Source organism: Campylobacter massiliensis (assembly GCF_014253065.1).
Taxonomy (GTDB): Bacteria; Campylobacterota; Campylobacteria; order Campylobacterales; family Campylobacteraceae; genus Campylobacter_A; species Campylobacter_A massiliensis.
On sequence record NZ_JACLZK010000001.1, the window covers coordinates 1138883 to 1155245 of the forward strand.

A 16363-nucleotide genomic window follows, 5' to 3' on the forward strand; every position below is an offset into this window, starting at 1 on the left:
CAAAATGAGCGAGATGATAAAAATAGCCGCTAACGTGCTAAAGACAGAGGCTAACGAGCTAACGAGAAATGCCGAGATTTTAGACGGCGAATTTGAAAAAGCGGTTGAGGTTTTATACAAAACCAAAGGCAAAGTCGTGGTCACGGGCGTGGGCAAGAGCGGACACGTCGGCGCCAAGATCGCCGCGACGCTTGCTAGCACTGGTACGCCTAGCTTTTTTATGCATCCGACCGAGGCGATGCACGGCGATCTAGGTATGATCGGCAAGGATGATACGCTACTAGCTATTAGCTTTAGCGGCGAGAGCGAGGAGCTAACCAAAATCCTGCCTCACGTGCAGCGTTTTGGCGTGCCGATAGTTGCGATGGCGAGGGATAAATTTAGCACGCTTGGTAAATTTAGCGACGCCTTTGTGAAGCTTGACGTTAGCAAAGAGGCCTGCCCGCTAGATGCCGCGCCGACTAGCTCGACGACACTAACGTTAGCTTTGGGTGACGCGTTAGCCGTTTGTCTGATGGAAAAGCGGGGCTTTAAAAAAGAGGATTTTGCAAATTTTCATCCAGGCGGAAGTCTCGGCAAGAGACTATTTCTAAAGGTAAAAGACGTAATGAGAAGCGAAAATTTACCGATAGTACGCTGGAATGCGAGCTTAAAGCAGGCGATCGACACGATGACGCACGGCAAACTCGGTACAGTTTTGATCGTCGATAAAGACGACGTTTTGGATGCGATTTTAAGCGACGGAGACCTTAGGCGCGCGCTGATGAGAGAGGACTTTGATCTAAACGATGCTGCTATCAAATACGCGACGCTAAAGCCAAAAGAGCTAAACGATAAAGAGATGTTAGCAATCGATGCGTTAGCGCTCATCGAGCGGTACAAGATCCAGCTCCTAGCCGTCGTAGAAAACGGCGTTCCGGTCGGTGTTTTACATATACACGACCTTGCAAATTTAGGACTATAAAATGCAAAAAAGCAGACTAAACAAATTTATATCGCATAACACGAGTTATTCGCGTAGAGAGGCTGACGAGCTAATAAAGCAGGGCAAAGTTAGCGTAAACGGCCGCGTCGTTAGCGAGCTGGCTACTAGCGTTAGCGAAGAGGATAAAGTAAAGATAAACAGCCGCATAGTAAGGCTAAAAAAAGAATTTACCGTGATCGTTTATCACAAACAAAAGGGCGAACTCGTTAGTAAAAAGGACGACCGCGGACGCAAAACGATCTATGATAGTTTGGATCGTCAGTTTGCAAAATTTGTTAGTATCGGGCGGCTTGACTACGCTAGCGAGGGGCTACTTTTGCTAACGGACGCTCCAGCAATCGCTACTGCGCTGATGAACAGCGACGTAGAGCGCGAATACTATCTAAAAGTAAAGGGCGAGATAACGCCTGAGGTGGTAACGGCGATGAACGAGGGTTTTTTTGCTGCGGACGCCACCAAGGGCGCGCATGCTAAAACTGCGATAAAATCGATGGAATTTAAGCCGTTTTTGGACTATAAAATTTTTGGCTCGAGCGGCGGCTTTACGAAGCTAAAAGTCGTGATAAACGAGGGACAAAACCGTGAGCTACGCCGCTTTTTTGGCTATTTCGACCTTGAGGTGATGGATCTAAAACGCGTTAGTTTCGGTCGCGTAGATCTTGGCATGCTAAAGCCCGGTAAATGGCGATATTTTGAAAGTGGCGAATACGAAGCGCTGAGGGATTTTTTGAAGGTTAATAACGTTAGATACTAGCCCCTATATTCAAAATATTCTAGCAGCTTAATTGTCTAAATAAAGGCAAGCTGCTTATGAATTTATAAAATCATACTAAAAAGGCTCAACAGAGCTCAATACAAACATGGAGAGGGGATAAGTAGGTTCTGTTGATCCAATACTTTTTAGTAGAGTCGATTACTGTTAGTGTGGTTGCCCTATCTCGAGACAGTAAAGCCGAGCATAATACAAAGATAATTTGTTCTATTTTATATTTTTGTTAATACTGTTCTATTCTATTTTGTGGAGTAGTAATAGTTATCGGTGTTGGTATAATATTGCCTACTAGTTATTTTGACTTGCCTTATATTTTGCTTTAAGGGACGAATAAAAGCGTCTATATTTATACAACATGCTTCAAAATTTGATTAAAAAGTCGAAAAATACAATAAAAACTTAAATAAAAAATACTTAAAATTTACAATAGTTATAACTACTATAAATTTTAAGTTCTCGGAGTGAAATTTATCCTAAATGTAATTTTTTGGATCGTATTCTTTGCCTTTGTCGTGATCCTTTAAAAGCTTAACCACGACGGGACTAAGCGCGATGATGGCGATCAGGTTTGGAAGCACCATGAGGCCGTTAAACATATCGGCTAGCTCCCAGACGAAATTTATCTTTAGCAAGCTGCCAGCAAAGACGAATCCGACGACAAATATCTGCAAAATTCGCACGAATTTGGCTCCAAAAAGGTAACGCACGTTGATCTCTGCGAAATAGTACCAGCCCAAAATCGTCGTAAACGCAAAGAAAAACAAGCAAATCGCCACGAATCCATAGCCGCCAGCGTGCCCCAAAACATGCGTCGAAAAGGCCTCTTGTACGAGCGAGATGCCAGTTAGCACGGCTTTGCCGTTTTCAAAATGTATCACGTCGGCGCTAAGCACGACGAAAACGGTGATATTTAGGACGATAAATGTATCGACGAACACGCTCATGATGCCGAGCACCGCCTGATCTACCGGGTGTTTGACGTTAGCCGCGGCGTGCGCGTGAGGGGTTGAGCCCATGCCCGCTTCGTTTGAAAACAGTCCGCGCGCGATACCGTATCTCATCGCCGTAGCTATCGTGGCTCCGGTCGCGCCGCCCCAAGCTGCGGACGGATTAAACGCGGCTTCAAATATAAGCGCTATGACGCCGGGAATTTTATCAAGATTAAAGCAAATGATCACAAGTCCGACCGCGACGTAGAGGATCGCCATGATAGGCACAATCTTTTCGGCGACTCTGGCAATGGCTTTGACGCCGCCGATAAAGATCATAGCGCAAATCGCCGCCAAAAATAGTCCGCTCGCCCACTGCGGTATGCCAAACGCGCCCTTAAAGCCGTCCGAGATCGAGTTGGCTTGAACCATGTTTCCCATAAATCCGAGCGCCAAAATGATCGCCAGCGCAAAAAAAGCCGCCAAAACTTTGGCGTAGCGGCTCTTTAGCCCGCGACTGATATAAAACGCCGGCCCGCCGATCATATGGCCGCTGTCGTCTTTGGTGCGGTAAATTTGCGCGAGGCAGATCTCCGCAAAATTCGTCGCCATACCCAAAAACGCCGCGCACCACATCCAAAATATCGCGCCCGGTCCGCCCATGATGAGCGCGGTTGTGGCACCCACGAGGTTGCCCGTGCCCACCTGCGCCGCAACAGCCGTAGCGACTGCCTGAAACGAACTCATGCCCGATTTTCCCGCCGCTTCGCCGTGCAGGGAGAAGTTACCGAAAAGCCTATTAAGTCCCATTTTAAACTTAAAAATCTGCACGAAACGAAGCCTAATCGTAAAGTAAAGCCCCGTACCGCAAAGTAGCGCGATGAGGAAATACGGCCCCCAAAGGAATGAATTTATAGAGCTTACGAGGTCGGTGAGCATGGATTTGCCTTTATTTTTTAAAATTTTTCAAGTATATTTAAAAAAATATAAAACTAAAATAAATAATAAAAATTTTTTAGCCTATTTTAAAAATATAGGTAAAATTTGAGTTAAATTTGACAAGGCAGACGATTTTTAAAGGATTTCTTGATTTAGGCAGCGGGTTTTATTTTGGCTGAACCTTCTCGTTGCTTTACAAATTTGACGGCAGTTTTACGAGGTTTTGCCGAGAAATTTAACAAGTCTGTAAAACCCAAAAACTAAAAACGCAGCAAATTTGACCCCGCCGCTTTTTATAAAATTTGACGAAACGACATGGCAAATTTGATCGGCATAAATTTAATGTAAGCCATTTAAATTTTGCCGCCAGCTACAAGCCTTACAAATTTTAGACTTTGGATTTTATCTTAACCAGCCACTCGTCCAGCGTTTTTTCAAAGCCGATGCCGTTGCTCTCGTAAAATTTAAGCGGCTTTTCGAGGTATTTTTGCTCTACCCAGCCGCCGAAGCTATGCGGATACAGATAGTCCTTGGCCTCAGGAGCGGTGTTTATGAGATAGGGCGGGATCTTTAGCGGCGGCTCGTTTTTGACGTAGGCTAACGCTGCATTTATGGCCTTGTAGCTGGAGTTTGACTTTGGCGAGTGAGCCAGATACATCGCGCACTGAGCGAGGATTATACGCGCTTCTGGGAAGCCGATCTTGCTAACGGCAGCAAGTGCGTTAGCGGCTAAATTTAACGCGTTAGGGTTGGCGTTACCGATGTCCTCGCTGGCAAATATCGCCATCCTTCGCGCGATAAAATCAGCACTCTCGCCAGCGTCGATAAGCCGTGCCAGATAGTACATAACGGCGTTTTCATCGCTACCGCGCAAGCTTTTTATAAATGCGCTTGCTAGCCCGTAATGCACGTCGTCCTCGCTAACGCCTTCGCTAACTGCGTTAGCTCGCAGCGTTTTTAAATTCTCTAACGTTATTTCTTCGCCCAGACTCACGGCAAACTCGAGCAAATTTAGCAGCCCGCGTGCATCTCCTCCGCTACTTTTTACGAGATAGGCTCTGGCATCGTCTGAGATATCAAATTTAACCTCGCCCCTCACGCGCTCAAGCAGCTTTTCAAAATCCTCGCTCGCAAGCGGCTTAAACTCAAAGAGCATCGAGCGGCTGCGGATGCCAGAGCTTAACGTGAAATATGGATTTTCGGTGCTAGCTCCAATGATGGCGGCGCGGTAGTTTTCCATCGGTATCAGCAGGGCTTCTTGCTGCGTTTTGCTTAGGCGGTGGATCTCGTCGATGAAAAATAGCGGCTTAGAAAGCGCATTTTCGTGGTTTTTTAGGATTTTGCGAAACTCCTCGATCTTGAGATTTCCGCCGTCAAATTCATAAAAATCATACTCCATCGACCGCGCGATGACGCGAGCAAAGCTCGTCTTGCCACAGCCTGCGGGTCCGTAAAATATACTGTGCGGGATTTTTTTATTTTCGATAAATTTTTTAAAAACGCCCACCAGCTCGCGCTGTCCGCAGATCTCGTCTAAACTCGTCGGACGAAATTTCAAGGCGAAATTTTGCAAATTTGCTCCTTTTAAATTTTAAGACATTATAGTCAAATTTAAATTAAGAAGCGGATTTTCGGAGCGAACGGGTTAAATTTGGGCGGGCAAGAAAAGGTAAATTTGACGTTAGCGCCCTGCCCTCGCAAACTCAAATTTAGACAAAAACGAGCCGTCAAAAACGGTAAATTTAACGGCGAAAGCGAGCCGAATTTAAACCAAATTTAGCTCGCTCGCCGCGTCAAATTTAAAACGTCTTTTCAAAATCTACGTAGAAGTTTCTGCCTTTGCCCACCCTTGAAGTATCTTTTAAGCCGTTAGCGAAAATGTACTCTTTGTTAAAGATATTGTTGATGCCGAAGCTGATTTTTAGCCCCTTGTTTAGCAGATGGCTGTCGAAATTTTTCGGTTCCCATCGGCCTTTAAAATTTACGATAGTAAAGGTTTCATCTACGTTTTCGTATTTTTGGCCGCGCACGACGTAGTATTTCTCGTCGTTGTTAGGCCTAAACCAGTGCGTCATATCGCCGCCGAGGCTCAGTCCCCACGGCTCGTATCTATACATTGCGCCTAAAGTTAGCTTGTCGGCATAGACGGTGAGTATCTTTTTGGTCGCTTTGTCGTAAATTTTCGTGTGGTCGTATCCAAGCGAAAATGTAAGGTTGTTTATCGCATATTTGGACTCGATCTCGATGCCGCGGCGTTTTGCGTTATCGACGTTTTCGTACATACCGTAGCGTCTGCCCGGCGCTTCGGCGTCAAACGGCGGATTGCCTTTGTCCGGTCTTGCTTTTAAATTTATCATATCTTTGATATTGCCGTCGTAGTAGGTAGCCTTAAAATATAGCTCGTCATCGGCTAAAAGCCCCTGTTTGTCGATAGAAAAGCCTACTTCGTACTCTTTTGCGATTTCAGGTTTTAGGTCGGGGTTTGGTATGTACCAGTAGTGCGGATTTAGCGGGCCGGCCGATGACGTTTCGTTTGGAGTAGGTCCCCTAAAGGTCTCTGCATAACCTGCGAGTAAATTTACGCCATCAAAGACCTCGTACGCAAGGCCGAGTTTTGGAGAAAATCTAGACTCGGAGTATGAGCTGCGATCGCCTTTTTTGACTCCGCGTTTAAATTTATCGAATCTACCGCCCAGGGTAAACTCGAATCTACCTACGCTAAATACGTCTTGCGCGTATATACCGAGGTCTTTATAAAAATTCGGAAACGAACCGAAGTCGCTAAGCTCGCCGTTGTACCAAAATATCGCGTCCTCTTTTCTATGCTCGTAGTCAATACCGGTGACTAGCCTGTGCTCTAGCACGCCGGTGTCAAAGAGGCTTTCGTTTTTGAGCCTGACGCCCCACCTGTCGTCTTTATTTTTGTAGTCGACATTGACGGGATTGCCCCTGCTAAAGCCCGTTCTAACCCTATGATTTAGAGCTTTGGCGTTGTAGTACTGAGCGGAGAAATTTATCCATCTATTATTAAGCGGAGTATACTTGTATATCACGCTATAGTCTCGCTGTTTTAGTCGTCCCACGGTAGGTATGGCACCCGCCTCGCTCCAGTAAAGAGACTGCCAACCGCTAATAAAATTTTCGTGATAGTTAAATACGCTAGCCTCCAAGGCATGCTCGTCGGTTATAGCCCACTCTGTTTTAGCAAAGACGGTGTTTACGCGTTCGTCGTTTTCCGCGTATTTTACGCCAGATCGCTTGCCGTCTCTAGCCATCTTTATCTTGCCGAAATCCACATGCTTGCCGTATAGTAAAATGCCGAAATTTTCCATCGGCTTAGCTGCGACGGCGGCTCGATTCGAGTTCATGTGATTACTTTCCTGGCGGTGGCCGATCGTGACGCCGTAGTCGCTGCCCGGGTTTATAAAGTCGCTCACGTCTTTTGTTCTCATACTAACGATACCGCCGACCGCGCCGCTACCGTGTAGCACGGAGCTAGCGCCCTTTACGACCTCGACGCGTTGTAGCAAGTCGTTATCCACGCGAAAGGTTGAAATTTGATTAGAAAAAAGCGAAGGCGAGCGCTTTATGCCGTCTTGTTCGATGATGACGCGCGCTTCGCTTTGATAACCAAAGCCGCGGATGTTGTAGTATTGGCCGACTTGTCTACCGTGGTCGTTACCGAGCATCACTCCAGGCACCGAGCCGATAGCGTCGATAACGGACGGCGATTTAACTAGGTCGTTTTGATTTAGGACGCTGACTTGGCCCGCGTATTTAGCGACGTCTGTTTCACTCCTGTTTGCCGTGACGGAAACCATATCTAGCTTTACAGATCCGGTTGCATTGCTATCGGCTCGCTTAAATTTGCTATCCACTCCTCCAGTCTGCGCGAGAGCCGAGGCTGCGCTTAACAAAACCGTAGCCGCAATGATGCTAAATTTACCCATGACATACCCTTTGTGTTAAGATATAAATATTGATAATTAGTGCTAAATTATAAGCAGATTTTAACGATTCTTTTCTTAAGAATAAATTAGATATCAATAATATTTAAATGTAGGTTTGTCAAAACGCAGTAATTTTTGCTTATTGCGTAAATTTGGCGAAAATACTGCGGCAATTTTTTAAATTTGGCGTTTACAGCGGCAGTAAATTTGCTCAAATTTGATTGAGCTATTTGGCTGTGATTTCGACCTTTAAATTTGACTCGTAAATATTCGCTTTTTCAAATTTTTGCCGCCATCAAATTTTATGTAGATTTATCAAAATTTAACGTCAAATTTACCGCCGCAAGGAAGCATAAAACGTAAATTTAATCCCGAATAATCTTCGCCTTTGCCGTTATGTTCGCGATCTTTAGCTCGTAGATATTCATCGCCTTTAGCCCGTGAGCCGCCGCGACGCCAAAGGTTCGCATATACTTTGGCGTGTATTTTTCGCTAAGTAGCCGTAGCGCATGCAGCCTCGCCGCCTCGTCCGTCACGGCGTAGGCCTTGGTTACGGCGACGGCGGATTTGTATTCGGTCGTAAAGACTTTCGCGCCAAGCGCCTTGCCGTCGTCCTTGATCGCGTATAGCTGCTCATCCGTCAAAACCGGCACTTGCGCGTAGCTCACGCAAACTAGCGTCACGCTCTTGCCGTCCTTTAGCAGTCTTGCCTTAGAACCCGCAGGAGCGCCGTGCAAAAATACGCTCTCTCCCTCGCGCACGACCGAAATCGGCACGCTAAAGATCTCACCCGCCTCACCAATGCAAGAGATCGTGCCGTATTCGCACGCATCGATGATCGCAAGCCCCTCCTGAGCGCTTAGTTCTCTATCTTTTCGTCTCATTTTCCGCCTTTAAATTTTTGAAAATTATAAAATTTAAACCCTAAAAAAGTGTATAATTTTACAAATTTAAAGGACGATGATGAAAAAAGTATTGACATTTTGCGCACTCGGCGCGCTGGCTTTTGGCGCTCAAAACGCGTGCGAGGAGTACGTGAATCAAAGCAAAATTTACCTAAACGAGCTTTACGAAATAAAATCCAAGCAGTTAAAAGACGATCCGCAGGCCTTTAGGCTCTTTGAGCTTAAATTTAGCGAGCTACAAAAAGCGCAGGATGGCCAAGCGGCGCTAATCATACAAAGCGGCGACGAGAAATTTTGCGAGCGCGAATCGGCCAAGATAAAATCTATGCTAGACGAGATGAGGGCGGAGAAAGCGCAAAAGTAGGCCTGTTTTATAGAAAATTTGAGCCGCTTTTATCGAGTAAAGCCAAAAGCAAATTTTAAACCCGCCAGAGATAGTTTGACGAGCTTTTTATTGCAAATTTGACGTAGTCTATTTAGTCCAAATCACAAAAGTGCGCTTTATCGTAGCCAAAATCAAACCATCCTAAACCGCGTTATTTAAATCCCAATCTATCGGCGCTTTGCCGTGTTCGGCGAGATACAAATTCGCCTTTGAAAAGTGCCTGCAACCAAAAAACGCGCCGCGCGCTAACGGACTTGGATGAGCCGCCGTTAGTACAAGGTGTTTGTTAGCGTCGATGAGAGGGATTTTGGCCTTAGCTGGGTTGCCCCAGAGCATGAAAACGACGTTCTGGGCGCGTTCGCTAAGCTTCCTAATCGCAGCATCCGTAAACTCCTGCCAGCCAAAACCAGAGTGCGAGTTAGCCTGCCCAGCGCTAACGGTTAGCGTCGCGTTTAGCAGTAGCACGCCCTGCTTCGCCCAGTAGCTCAGATCGCCCGAGTTTGGCTCCGCGATACCTAGATCGTCGTGGATTTCCTTATAGATATTGGCGAGGCTCGGCGGGATCTTGACGCCGCGCGGTACGGAGAAGCTTAGCCCCATCGCCTGCCCCGCGCCGTGATATGGGTCTTGACCTAGGATCACGACTTTGACGGCGTTAAACGGCGTGAGATTAAAGGCGTTAAATATCAGCGCATTTGGCGGATAGACCTCGCCAGCAGCCTTTGCTCGCAGGAAATTTTCCTTCACGCGGGCGAAATTTTCGCTCAAAAACTCCTCCTTTAGCACCTCTTTCCAGCCTGCTTCGATTTGGATTTTATCGATTTGCATGATTTTCCTTTGCAAATTTGCTCTTTTTCTTTACGTTCATTTTAAGGCAAATTTGCAAAATGATAGCCAAAAAATATTTAAATTTAGGCGGTTTAAGACGGGCTCAAATTTGGACGCGTTTATCTTGTTAAATTTTCAAAAAAGAGCAGGGCGGTTTTAAAATTTGCTGTATAATTTAAACTAAATTTTAAATAAAGGAACAACAATGTCCGAGCAAATTTTCGAGAAACTAAAAGAGCTGCTAAGCACGCAAAATGCGGACTTTCGCGCGGTATCTCACGCTAGCGCTAAAACCTCGGCCGAGGTCGCCGTAGCGCGCGGCACAGAGCTAGGGCAGGGGGCTAAGGCGCTCGTTTGCGTCGTAAAAGGCGGCGGCGCCAAACGATATGTTTTGGCCGTGCTGCCGGCGGATTACAAGGCCGATTTGCAGCTCATCGCACAGGCGTTTGGCGGTACGAGAGCTAGCCTAGCGAGCCCTGACGAGGCTATGCGACTCACTGACTGCGTTTTTGGTAGCGTTCCGCCGTTTAGCTTTCACGAGGAGCTAGAGCTGATCGCTGATCCCAGCCTGCTTGCGCGCTATGCCGAGCTCGCCTTTAATGCAGGCTTGTTAGATCGCTCTATCATTTTAAACACAAAGGACTACGAGCGCATCGCACAGCCGAAGCTAGTCAAATTTGCAACGACGGAGTGAGAAATTTAGTCTAAAAAGGATAAAATTTAACCGAGATACTCAAAATGCAAAAGTATTTTCAAATCTAAAAACGGGCAGAAATTTGCGCAACTGATGCGGTCAAATTTACCGCTTGATATGCGTGTTGTTTGCGGGCGGTAAATATATTTGATATTGCCCGGCGTAGCCTACTACTGCAACCTCTCTAGCGCTCTTTTGGCGTATTCGTTACCGCCCGCTGCTCCGCGCTTGTAGAACTCTATGGCTTTATCCATATCCCTTGCGACGCCGTAGCTGTTCTCGTAGCATATAGCTAGATCGGTTAGAGCGTGCGGGTCGTCGTCGGCAACGGCTTTTTGGATGTAGATGAGCGCTTTTTTATAGTCTTTTTTAAAATGTATCCCGTTTAGATACATATTTCCTAGCATTGCGTCCGCGCCAGTGTCGCCTAGTTTGCTTGCCTTTTCAAAGGTCTGTGCGGCTAGCTTATAATCCGTCATGCGGTAGTAGATCCGCGCCATATTGGAGTGGGCGAGCGAATCATTTAGTCCCATGGCTTTTTTGTACCATTTTACGCCTTCACCGATATTAGACATCCTTACCTCGTATAGGTAACCCACGAGCGCGACCGCTCTGGCGTCGCCGCTATCGGCTCTAGGTTTGATAAAGGCCAGTGCTTCTTTATATTTTCCGCTATCGTCTAGCGCTATAAATTTATCGTAATCCTCGTTAGAGAGCCCAAACGCCGCAGTGATCGCAAATGCGCATAATGTTATTACCGTCTTTTTCATCTTAGTTCTCCAGTACTAGCAGGTCTTTAAATTTATGCTTGACGCTCCTTATCGCGTCGCCGTCCTCGGCGTAGTCCGTGATATAGCCGTCCTTATCGGTGGTAAAGTATACAAAACCGTAGGTGCTGTAGTTGACGCCTGTTACGCTGCAACCCCAGAAGTTGCACGATCTATTAACCGATAGCACTTCGCGAGGCTCGTATTGCATATAGAATTTGTTTGAAAGCATACCTATCTCGATATGCGACCAGCCGCCGGAGTACTTTTCCATATCTAGGATATGGCGGCCTTTTAGCTGGGATAGCTCTTTGTTTTCTAAAAATATATTAGAGGGGCCGATGCCGTACGTAGTACATCCGCCTAGCAGGAAGGCGCATAAAATAGGCAGGAAAGTTTTTCGCATTTTTGATCTCCTTTGTGTTTTCTTGCGGCTGATTTTATCTAAAGGGGACGGCGCAAATCAATATTTTGGGATCGTGGTTAAATTTACGGCTTTGCGGAGCTTTAAATTTGACGCCGAATTTGATCTATCTTGAGTCAAATTTGGCACTGTTTTGGGGTAAGGCGGCGGTCAAATTCGGCTATAAATTTAGCTATGCCACTAAATTTATAGCACAGGAGGCAAATCGCCGCCACTAGCTAAACGGCTCAGTCCGCCAGCCCATCTTCGCCGCATTTTGCGATGAGCGCGTCAAATTCTGCTTTGCTAAACGCGCTTACGACGATATTTTTAGCGTCGATAAATTCGTATTTATCTTTTGGCAAATTTTGGATGAAATTTTCATATTTCAGCGTCGCTAGGATCTCGTATTTTTCGTCGTCGTCGCCCTCTCCGCCAAATATCGCGACAGACCAGCGCGCAACTTTCTCATCGCCTAGCATTTGTAAATTTTTATACTCCACGCTAGGCTCATACGGTAGCGCGGTAACGACGCCTTGCGACAGGACATACTGCCCGATGATCTCGCCGTTATCGTTCCTGCGATAAAACATCTGATTTGCAAAATACGCGTCCAGGTTTTGGATATCGGTTACGAATTTGCTAAATTCGCCCGCGGGATCCTTCGCGCCGAGGATGCGAGCTATGATCTTTTGATCAAGCGACACTTCGTTTCGCGTGCCGTAAATCGTGCTGATTTGCGCCTCTTTTTGCAAATTTTGCTCTATCGCCTCTAGTCCCGCGCGTATATCGGGCTCATAGTCAAAGCCCTCGATATTTTGCGCGCTAAATTTCTTGCCGTCCTTGCTCACGATTTCGCCGTCCATTTTTATGGCTAGGTTTTTTAGGTACTCTAGAGCGATTTTCCAGTCCGTGCGGGTGCTTGGCGTGCCGATGCGGACGTTATAGGCCTCGTCCTCGCAGCCGATCTCAAAGCCGCGCCCGCTAAGTCCGTCCGTGCCGGCAACGAGGCAGTCAAGCTCGTCGAGCTTCGCGCCGTAAAAGCCCTCGGCGTCAAACTCCTCGTCATCCTCGTCCGCGTTAAACTGCGATAAATTGGGCACTATTCGCAGCGCCTCCTCTACGCTCATCACGGGCGCAAGGCCGACTAGAAATTTCTTTTTATTTTTGACGAAAAACGTGATGCTCATTTTTGATCCTTTGGAGTTAAATTTGACTTTCGCGGCGTTTTGGCGGAGTCAAATTTGAGCCTAAATTTACCGCGTCAAATTTGCCGCCGTTTAGAGCGAGAATAAAAATTCGGGCGCAAATTTAAGCATACGCGCCCAAATTTGGCTTACTCGTCCTTTTTCTCGTCCTCTTTTTTGCCGATTTTTTCTTTGGCGGTTTTTATGAGATTTTCGGCGGCTTTGTAGAGCTTCTCGCCTAGTTCTTTTGATTTTGCTTTGAGATTTTCGCCGATCTCGCTCGCATTTATCGCGCTTAGCTTCTCCTCGGTTCGTTTTTCGAAGTCGCTGATATCTTTTTTGAGCGCTTCGAGGCGTTCTTTGGCGTTAAAATTTTCTTTAAATTTATCGCCTGCTTGACCGACTTCGCGCTTTAGCTCCTCAAATTTAGCTCCGGCAAGGCTAGCGAATTTATCGATATTTTCGTTAAATTTTAGCTCCTCTAGCTGAAGCTCGATCTGGCGCGAAACGTCGTTTTGTAGTCGCTTAAATTTGGCGAAGTAGCTATCGACGGACTCGTCTAGGATTTCGTTTATCACGGCAGCAGACGGCTCATCCGAGCGCGCCATATCGCGCAGCATTGCCACGAACCTCTCCTCGAGCCTTATAAATTCTTTAGCTTCGCCTAGCAGCGTTTGGCCGTCTGGGGCAAATTTGATCTCCTCGATAAACTTCTCCGTTCTTTTGCTAAGCGCCTCTTTTACGCCGCCGATCGCGCCGCTTATTAGCTCTTTGGCAAAAGCCTGATCGACGTCGGCTAGCTCGGTCGCCGCCTCGCAGACCGTCCTTGCGATCTCCAGGATGCGCTCTTTGCTCGCTTCGCCCTCGTTTATCGCGCTAAGCACGACGTTTTTGGCGATTTGCTCCACCGTGTCCTTCACATCGTCGCCCTTTTCGATCGCGGTTAGAAACGCCGCCTCGGTGGTTTCTTTTAGGATTCCCAGCATTTGCAGCTCGCAGAGCATTTTTTCGTCTATCGCGGTTAAAATTTCCTCTTTATCCGCCAGGTCGCTGCTTTTGATGAAATTTTCCATATTTTCAAGCAGCTCGCGAACGTCGTTTTTGATCTCGTCTTTTTGCGCGTAAATTTGCCGCTCGATCTGCTCTTTTTCGTAGATTAGGCGGTGGATGTACTGCTCTTTTGCCTCGCTGAGCGCGTCGCCCGCGCTTTGGATGAGGTTGGCGACGTTTTGGCGGTTTAGCAGATCCTCGCTCTTTAGCGCCTCGCAAATTTGCTCAAACTCTTTAGCCAGAGCCGCGTTTGCGTCGCCGTTTTTTGCGCCTTTGACGCTTTTTCTAAACTCGCTTAGCGCAAATTCCCTTATCAAAACGGAAATTTGCGGGTCGTTTTTGTTCTCTTTTATGGTTTGGATGAAGACTAAATTTTGCATGAAAGTCCTTATAGTACGTATTTGCAAACGCGTCTTAGCGCGGAAAATATCTCTAATCGCTCCTCGTTAGAATTAACCAAAACGCTTAGATTGTAGCTTTTGTATTTGCTCTCTTTGCTCGATTTTGACGGCGTTATCTTGTGTTGTCTCTCGCCTACGACGCCCTGCGCAATAGCTTCGGCGCTTTCATTCTCAAGCACGATGATTTTGTATTCCCAAAAATTTGGATAGATGATTTCTGGTTCTTTATTTAGATCGCACGTAGTCGCCACTTTTGCCTCCGCTCTTACTTTCTAGCGCGATATCTGTTATCTGCATGGTTTTATCTATCGCTTTTATCATATCGTAGATCGTTAGGAGACCGACGCTAACGCCTGTTAGCGCCTCCATCTCGACGCCGGTTTTGCCGTCTATCTTGACGCTAACGGTTAGCTTGTAGGCGCAGATATCAGCTAGCTCTTCGATATCGCAGTTTATGCCGCTGATTAGCAGCGGGTGGCACATCGGGATGAGTTCGCTCGTCTTTTTCGCTCCCATTATCGCGCCTACGACGGCGGTTTGCAGGACTGGGCCTTTTTTGCCAGTGTTGTTTTTGATCGCGTCAAAGGCTTCGCGCGACATTTTTATAATGCCGCTTGCTACGGCTATGCGCGTAGTTACGCCCTTGTCGCTTACGTCGACCATTTTAGGGCGGTTGTTTTCGTCTATGTGAGTTAGCATTTTCGTCCTTTCGCCTGAAGTGCTAAATTTGCTTAAATTTGAGCTAGGCGGAGTAAATTTATGAGAAGGATTATAACTAAAAAAGCTTAATGAATAAGACAAAAACGCCTCGGCAGGGGGAGCCGAGGCGCCGTTACAAAAAGGAGGTTTTCTTGTCGGACGCGCAAATCATACCAAAAAGGTCTAAATTTTATCCCAATTTTTCGTAAATATATTATTCCCTACTTTTCGCGTAGGCCAGAGCGCCTGATTTTAGGCGTTTTAGCCCCTCTAGCACGCGCGATCTTTGCGTGGCGATATTGAGGCGTAAGAAGCATTTTTCCGCGCCTCTATACGCGTTGCCGTCGTTTAGCCAAAGGCCCGCTTTTTGGCGTAAGAATTTATGAAAATCGCTCGCGTCGTCGCAAATTTCGCGGCAATCAAGCCAGAGTAGATAGGTAGCGTCCTGCTCCACGAGCCTGATCTGCGGCAGTTCGTTTTGTAAAAACGCGCTCACGATTTTGCGGTTTTGCTCTACGTATTCGCGCATCTGCTCGAGCCACGCTTCTCCCCGCTCAAACGCCGCGATCGCCGCGATACAAGAAAACGCATTGCCCTCGCCCACCTCGTCGTCGTTGATAGCTTTTGCCATTTTGGCGCGCAGTTTGGGATTTGGCACTACGGCGGCCGAGCTTTGAAGGCCGGCGATGTTAAAGGCTTTGGTCGGCGAAACGCAGGTGATCGAGATGTTTTTGCAAGTCTCGCTCGCGCGGATAAACGGCACGTAGCTTTTGCCCGGGCTCGTGATGTCGCAATGAATCTCGTCGGAGATCACCAAAACGCCGTGTTTATAGCATAGTTCGCCGATTTTGGCTAGCTTTTCCTCGCTCCAAATTTTGCCGACGGGATTGTGCGGGTTGCAAAGGATAAACATCGTCGTTAGCGGGTCGGCGAGCTTTTCTTCGAGGTCTGCAAAGTCTATATCGTAGCCTCGCCCGTCGTATGCTAGCTCGTTTGTGAGCGCGATCCTGCCGTTGTTTTCGATACTGCGGTAAAATACGTGATAGACAGGACTTTGGATCACGATTTTATCGCCCACGCTCGTAAATTTGCGCACGGCGGAGCTGATGATCGGGATCACGCCCGTGCAAAAAATCAGCCAATTTGGGTCAAATTTGACGTCGTGGCGCCTGCTCCACCACGAGCAGATGGCCTCGCTCCACTCCCACGGCACGTACGAGTAGCCAAAAACCCCGTTGTCTAGGCGCTTTTGCAGCGCTTCTAAAATTTCGGGCGCGACCTTAAAATCCATATCCGCCACCCACATCGGTAGCTCGTCGCCGCTTATTTTCCACTTTGACGAATACGTCCCGCCTCGCTCTACAGGCGCGTCAAAATCGTATTTCATTTGCTCTCCTTGCGTAATTTTTGCGGATATTTTAGCGAATTTGACGGGTAAAATTTAAAATTTTGCTACATTTTTGAGCAAA

At 47.0% G+C, this 16363-nt stretch carries 18 protein-coding genes; 6 read left to right on the forward strand and 12 right to left on the reverse strand.

What is annotated here, in order from left to right:
• Positions 1-4: 4 nt before the first annotated feature.
• On the forward strand, positions 5-964 hold the full coding sequence (locus H7R39_RS05395; protein WP_185898283.1) for a KpsF/GutQ family sugar-phosphate isomerase: 960 nt from the start codon (positions 5-7) through the stop codon (positions 962-964).
• 1 nt (position 965) lies between these two features.
• The gene (locus tag H7R39_RS05400) at positions 966-1739 is read left to right on the forward strand and encodes a pseudouridine synthase (protein WP_185898284.1); all 774 of its coding nucleotides are present in this window, start codon (positions 966-968) and stop codon (positions 1737-1739) included.
• Positions 1740-2230: 491 nt separating this feature from the next.
• Here H7R39_RS05400 and H7R39_RS05405 read toward each other — a convergent pair whose 3' ends face one another.
• Both H7R39_RS05405 and H7R39_RS05410 read right to left on the reverse strand, forming a co-directional pair.
• Entirely contained in the window at positions 2231-3625 is a 1395-nt protein-coding gene (locus tag H7R39_RS05405; RefSeq protein ID WP_185898285.1) for an alanine/glycine:cation symporter family protein, read from the reverse strand.
• 388 nt (positions 3626-4013) lie between these two features.
• The gene (locus tag H7R39_RS05410) at positions 4014-5198 is read right to left on the reverse strand and encodes a replication-associated recombination protein A (RefSeq protein WP_185898286.1); all 1185 of its coding nucleotides are present in this window, start codon (positions 5196-5198) and stop codon (positions 4014-4016) included.
• 78 nt (positions 5199-5276) lie between these two features.
• Between H7R39_RS05410 and H7R39_RS11460 the strand changes: the two genes are divergently transcribed.
• Entirely contained in the window at positions 5277-5405 is a 129-nt protein-coding gene (locus H7R39_RS11460) for a hypothetical protein (RefSeq protein ID WP_267454811.1), read from the forward strand.
• Positions 5406-5424: 19 nt separating this feature from the next.
• Here H7R39_RS11460 and H7R39_RS05415 read toward each other — a convergent pair whose 3' ends face one another.
• Both H7R39_RS05415 and H7R39_RS05420 read right to left on the reverse strand, forming a co-directional pair.
• Positions 5425-7575, reverse strand: coding sequence for a TonB-dependent receptor domain-containing protein (locus tag H7R39_RS05415; RefSeq protein WP_185898287.1), 2151 nt, complete (start codon positions 7573-7575; stop codon positions 5425-5427).
• 365 nt (positions 7576-7940) lie between these two features.
• Positions 7941-8459 carry a pyridoxamine 5'-phosphate oxidase family protein gene (locus tag H7R39_RS05420; RefSeq protein WP_185898288.1) on the reverse strand — a complete coding sequence of 173 codons (519 nt, stop codon included), beginning with the start codon at positions 8457-8459 and terminating at the stop codon, positions 7941-7943.
• A gap of 79 nt (positions 8460-8538) precedes the next feature.
• Here H7R39_RS05420 and H7R39_RS05425 point away from each other — a divergent pair, with 79 nt between their 5' ends.
• Entirely contained in the window at positions 8539-8844 is a 306-nt protein-coding gene (locus H7R39_RS05425) for a hypothetical protein (protein WP_185898289.1), read from the forward strand.
• Positions 8845-9006: 162 nt separating this feature from the next.
• Here H7R39_RS05425 and ung read toward each other — a convergent pair whose 3' ends face one another.
• A complete protein-coding gene (gene ung / locus H7R39_RS05430) occupies positions 9007-9693 on the reverse strand; it encodes a uracil-DNA glycosylase (protein ID WP_185898290.1) in 687 nt (228 codons plus the stop codon).
• A gap of 205 nt (positions 9694-9898) precedes the next feature.
• On the opposite strand from ung, the gene H7R39_RS05435 reads away from it, so the two are divergent.
• A complete protein-coding gene (locus H7R39_RS05435; protein WP_185898291.1) occupies positions 9899-10387 on the forward strand; it encodes a YbaK/prolyl-tRNA synthetase associated domain-containing protein in 489 nt (162 codons plus the stop codon).
• A 170-nt stretch (positions 10388-10557) separates the two neighbouring features.
• On the opposite strand, the gene H7R39_RS05440 is transcribed toward H7R39_RS05435, so the two are convergent.
• Both H7R39_RS05440 and H7R39_RS05445 read right to left on the reverse strand, forming a co-directional pair.
• Positions 10558-11157 carry a tetratricopeptide repeat protein gene (locus tag H7R39_RS05440; protein ID WP_185898292.1) on the reverse strand — a complete coding sequence of 200 codons (600 nt, stop codon included), beginning with the start codon at positions 11155-11157 and terminating at the stop codon, positions 10558-10560.
• Between the two features lies 1 nt (position 11158).
• Entirely contained in the window at positions 11159-11560 is a 402-nt protein-coding gene (locus H7R39_RS05445; RefSeq protein ID WP_185898293.1) for a hypothetical protein, read from the reverse strand.
• Positions 11561-11625: 65 nt separating this feature from the next.
• Here H7R39_RS05445 and H7R39_RS05450 point away from each other — a divergent pair, with 65 nt between their 5' ends.
• On the forward strand, positions 11626-11796 hold the full coding sequence (locus H7R39_RS05450) for a hypothetical protein (protein WP_185898294.1): 171 nt from the start codon (positions 11626-11628) through the stop codon (positions 11794-11796).
• A gap of 9 nt (positions 11797-11805) precedes the next feature.
• On the opposite strand, the gene H7R39_RS05455 is transcribed toward H7R39_RS05450, so the two are convergent.
• From H7R39_RS05455 to H7R39_RS05475, 5 genes are all read right to left on the reverse strand, one after another.
• Positions 11806-12747, reverse strand: a complete 942-nt coding sequence (locus H7R39_RS05455; RefSeq protein ID WP_185898295.1) for a DUF4299 family protein — start codon at positions 12745-12747, stop codon at positions 11806-11808.
• Between the two features lie 146 nt (positions 12748-12893).
• Complete coding sequence (locus H7R39_RS05460; RefSeq protein WP_185898296.1) at positions 12894-14174, reverse strand: hypothetical protein; 1281 nt, start codon at positions 14172-14174, stop codon at positions 12894-12896.
• Between the two features lie 8 nt (positions 14175-14182).
• Complete coding sequence (locus H7R39_RS05465; protein ID WP_185898297.1) at positions 14183-14446, reverse strand: HP0495 family protein; 264 nt, start codon at positions 14444-14446, stop codon at positions 14183-14185.
• Positions 14421-14894, reverse strand: a complete 474-nt coding sequence (gene moaC, locus H7R39_RS05470) for a cyclic pyranopterin monophosphate synthase MoaC (protein ID WP_185898298.1) — start codon at positions 14892-14894, stop codon at positions 14421-14423. The genes H7R39_RS05465 and moaC overlap by 26 nt, the downstream gene beginning before the upstream one ends.
• 214 nt (positions 14895-15108) lie before the next feature.
• Positions 15109-16281: a MalY/PatB family protein gene (locus tag H7R39_RS05475; RefSeq protein WP_185898299.1), complete on the reverse strand. Its 1173-nt coding sequence runs from the start codon at positions 16279-16281 to the stop codon at positions 15109-15111.
• Positions 16282-16363: the final 82 nt, after the last annotated feature.

Bases quoted from the DNA above. Each gene is read 5' to 3' on its own strand.
- H7R39_RS05400 (WP_185898284.1), top strand. From the start codon at position 966: ATGCAAAAAAGCAGACTAAACAAATTTATATCGCATAACACGAGTTAT.
- H7R39_RS05415 (WP_185898287.1), bottom strand. From the start codon at position 7,575: ATGGGTAAATTTAGCATCATTGCGGCTACGGTTTTGTTAAGCGCAGCC.
- H7R39_RS05475 (WP_185898299.1), bottom strand. From the start codon at position 16,281: ATGAAATACGATTTTGACGCGCCTGTAGAGCGAGGCGGGACGTATTCG.
- H7R39_RS05395 (WP_185898283.1), top strand. From the start codon at position 5: ATGAGCGAGATGATAAAAATAGCCGCTAACGTGCTAAAGACAGAGGCT.
- H7R39_RS05425 (WP_185898289.1), top strand. From the start codon at position 8,539: ATGAAAAAAGTATTGACATTTTGCGCACTCGGCGCGCTGGCTTTTGGC.
- H7R39_RS05455 (WP_185898295.1), bottom strand. From the start codon at position 12,747: ATGAGCATCACGTTTTTCGTCAAAAATAAAAAGAAATTTCTAGTCGGC.
- H7R39_RS05440 (WP_185898292.1), bottom strand. From the start codon at position 11,157: ATGAAAAAGACGGTAATAACATTATGCGCATTTGCGATCACTGCGGCG.
- H7R39_RS05460 (WP_185898296.1), bottom strand. From the start codon at position 14,174: ATGCAAAATTTAGTCTTCATCCAAACCATAAAAGAGAACAAAAACGAC.
- H7R39_RS05405 (WP_185898285.1), bottom strand. From the start codon at position 3,625: ATGCTCACCGACCTCGTAAGCTCTATAAATTCATTCCTTTGGGGGCCG.
- H7R39_RS05445 (WP_185898293.1), bottom strand. From the start codon at position 11,560: ATGCGAAAAACTTTCCTGCCTATTTTATGCGCCTTCCTGCTAGGCGGA.
- ung (WP_185898290.1), bottom strand. From the start codon at position 9,693: ATGCAAATCGATAAAATCCAAATCGAAGCAGGCTGGAAAGAGGTGCTA.
- H7R39_RS05435 (WP_185898291.1), top strand. From the start codon at position 9,899: ATGTCCGAGCAAATTTTCGAGAAACTAAAAGAGCTGCTAAGCACGCAA.
- moaC (WP_185898298.1), bottom strand. From the start codon at position 14,894: ATGCTAACTCACATAGACGAAAACAACCGCCCTAAAATGGTCGACGTA.
- H7R39_RS05420 (WP_185898288.1), bottom strand. From the start codon at position 8,459: ATGAGACGAAAAGATAGAGAACTAAGCGCTCAGGAGGGGCTTGCGATC.